Source organism: Prosthecobacter sp. (assembly GCF_029946185.1).
Taxonomy (GTDB): Bacteria; Verrucomicrobiota; Verrucomicrobiia; order Verrucomicrobiales; family Verrucomicrobiaceae; genus Prosthecobacter.
Genome location: NZ_JAQSEA010000168.1, coordinates 1 through 3,180, shown reverse-complemented (window position 1 = coordinate 3,180; position 3,180 = coordinate 1). Strand labels below are relative to the sequence as shown.

2 protein-coding genes are annotated in these 3,180 nt (G+C 60.4%); both read right to left on the bottom strand.

Annotation, left to right across the window (positions count from 1 at the left end; genetic code table 11):
- Positions 1 to 744, bottom strand: a 744-nt coding sequence (locus PSV43_RS14795) for a DUF1501 domain-containing protein (protein WP_300198730.1), incomplete at its 3' end; no start/stop codon positions are given.
- A 3-nt stretch (positions 745 to 747) separates the two neighbouring features.
- On the bottom strand, positions 748 to 3,180 hold a 2,433-nt coding region (locus tag PSV43_RS14790; protein ID WP_300198727.1), incomplete at its 5' end, for a DUF1549 and DUF1553 domain-containing protein.

Genomic DNA, 3,180 nt, shown 5'->3' with positions numbered 1-3,180 from the left:
CTGAGCGAGAAGATCGAGATTTGCGCGCTGATGATCGGCACTGATGCCCTGCGGTGGTCGCAGATCGAGAATGGGTGAGCCTTTGGGGCGTAGCGGGGTGCCTTGAAACTGGGCGGGCAGGTAGCCGTTGCTCCAGTTTGCGCTGCCGCCTTGAGGGTAGCTGATCTCGGGCAGGACCATGAATCCAGGGAGGTCTTGATTGACGGAGCCGAGGCCGTAGGTGACCCATGCGCCGAGGGCGGGATCTCCGCCGAAGCGGTTGCCGCAGTTCATCTGATACATGGCGGTGGGATGATTCACTGAGTCCACCTGGCAGCCGCGAAAGAAGCAGAGCTCATCCGCCACGCCTGCGAGATGCTGCCAGGGATCGCTCATCCATGCGCCGCTCTGGCCGTGCTGGGCGAACTTGAAGGGGGATTTTACATAGTAGCGCTTGCCGCTTTCCATGGCGGACTTCTGCTTTCCTTCACGGGTGAACTCCTTGAGGTGGAGTTTATCGAGGACGGGCTTTGGATCGAAGGTGTCGATGTGGGAGGGGCCGCCTTCCATCATGAGGAAGATGCAGTTTTTGGCCTTGGCGGGAAACTGCTGCGCCTTGGGTTCGAGGGGGCTGGTCTGTTCAGCGGCGAGGAGGGAGGTGAGGGCTACACTGCCGAGCGAGGTGCCGAGACCATAGATGAACTCACGGCGTGTGGGTGCATGCAGTGCGCGAGAGTCGGAGCAGGGGAAGAAGTTCGGCTTCATGGATTAGTAGAGGTAGACGAATTCATTCGAGTTCAGCAGGGCGAGGCAGACGTCTGCCAGTGCGCGGGTTTGTGCATCGACATCGGCGGGCTGGAGATCGGGGATGAAATCGGCGTAGCCAGGGAGTTTTTCGTGGAAGCTGAATTTCTCGCCGGTGTTTTCTTCCACGGCGTCGCGTTTTACGGCGAGTGGGGGCTGTGGTTGTTTGAAGGCGAGGGTGGCTTGTCTGGCTACCATAAGATGCCAGTGCGTGGTGCAGGCGGATTTTTCAGCGGCGGATGGCGGGCGGCCGTAGGTGAGCTGGAAGAGGCGCGTGATGACATCTGCCGGCTTTTCTTTGAGCACGCGATTGGCCAGCGCGAGTGCGCGATTGTGTGTGGGCTGGCCGTTGAAGAGGCTGAAGACCTGGGGGGTGACGGTGGAGACTTCGCGGGCTTCGCAGGAGAAGTCGGGGCCGGGTTCGTTGAAGACTTCCATGAAGGGGTCGCGCAAGCCGCGAATTTTTAAGGCGTACAAGCTGCGGCGGTGGCGCTGCGCGGGCAGGGCATTGGGGACCCAGGCGGAGGCGAAGGTGCCCATGACCTGGCGGGGCTGCATGGCGACTTCGATGTTGATCTCGGGGCGATTGGGGATGCCGCCGAGGGTGGGGTTCAACTCGCCGGTGATGCTGAGCATCGCATCGTGCATCTCTTCGGCCATGAGGCGGCGGGGCTTGAAGACGGCGTAGGATTTTTCGGCTTCTTCGAGGCTCACTTCGGCTTTGATTTCGGAACTGCGCTGATAGGCGGCGCTGGTCATGATGAGGCGATGGAGTTCTTTGATGGACCCGTTTTTCTCCACCAGCGTGGCGGCGAGCCAGTCGAGCAATTCGGGATGCGTGGGCTTTTTGCCGGTGCTGCCGAAGTTGTTGGGGTTGCCGGCGATGGCCTGGCCGAAGTGCCAGAGCCAGAGGCGGTTGACGATGGCGCGTGTGGTGAGAGGGTTGTCCTTGCTGGCGATCCAGTTTGCCAAAGCGGTGCGACGGCCTGCGATGGCATTGGGGAATTCGATGCTGCCGAGTACGGAGAGGACGCCGGGTTTTACGGGACGGGTGGGGGAAAAAGGATCGCCGCCACCGAGGATCGCGGTTTGCTCCAGTTCGCCATTTGTCATGGGGTCGAGGGGCATGCGGATGGGCTGAGTGATGCTGGTGACCTGGGGTGTGCGGCCATCATAGACGCTGAAGGCGAAGGGTTCGTAGCGTTCCAGTTCCCACTTCAGGCGTTCGAGGCCTTTGCGTGCGACGCGTTCGTTGCCGAAGTCTTCCGGTTCGAAGCCGACGAGCTTGGGTGGGTACTGGTCTTCTGGTGTGTTTTGTTTTTGCAGGGCGGATCGGGCGGTTTCAAAGACGCCGGTGAAACTGCGGCCCTTCTTCACTTTGCCACCGTTGGCGATGAAGGCGCGTGCGGAGGTTACGGCTTTGTCCCATGCGGCGGGATCGAGCTTTTTCTCAGCGTGCCATTTCGTGGCATTGGCGAGCATCTTGTCATCAAGACGTGCCAGCATCGCCATGTGTTCGATACGGCGTGCTTCGAGATATTTTTTCTCTTCGAAACCTGCCGTGTTTTCCTGCGGCAGAAAGGGGGCTGGGCGCTCTGCTAGTTGTGTGGTGCTGAAGCAGGCCTGCATGGAGTAATAATCATGCGTGGGTATGGGGTCGAATTTATGATCGTGGCAGCGGGCGCATTGCAGGGAGTGGGCGAGGAAGGTTTCGCCGACGCTGTTGGTCACGTCATCGAGGAAGCGCTGGCGTGCGATCTTGGCGACTTCCATGCTGGTGAGTTCCCAGGGGCCCATGCGTAGAAAGCCGGTGGCGATGAGTGTTTCAGAATTGCCGGGCGGCATCTCATCACCAGCGATCTGTTCCTTGATGAACTGGTCATACGGCTTGTCTGCATTGAAGCTGCGCACGACGTAGTCGCGGTAGCGCCAGGTGTTGCCGCGCTCGTAGTCGTTGGCGAAGCCGCTGCTGTCAGCGTAGCGTGTGACATCGAGCCAGTGGCGGGCCATGCGCTCGCCGTAGTGCGGTGAGGCGAGGAGGCGGTTGACTAGATGCTGGATGCTTGATGCTGGATCCTGGATGAATTCTTTTTCGAAGGCTGCGGTTTCTTCGGGTGTGGGAGGCAGGCCGGTGAGGTCGAAGGTGGCGCGGCGGATGAAGGTGAGGGCATCGGCTGCGGGCGCGGGGTGCATGCCGTCGGGCATGTGCAGGGCGATGAGTTCATCGATGGGGCTGGAGGTTTTCACCGCTGGTTTTTTGACTGGTTGATAAGCCCACAGTCCTTCTGGTTTGTAGCGGCGACTGGCCCATTCGGGGGAGAGTGCGCCGGTGGTTTTTACGATGACACCGTCCTCAGCGCTCCAGGCCTCGGCATTGGCCTTTGCTATGGCGTTTCG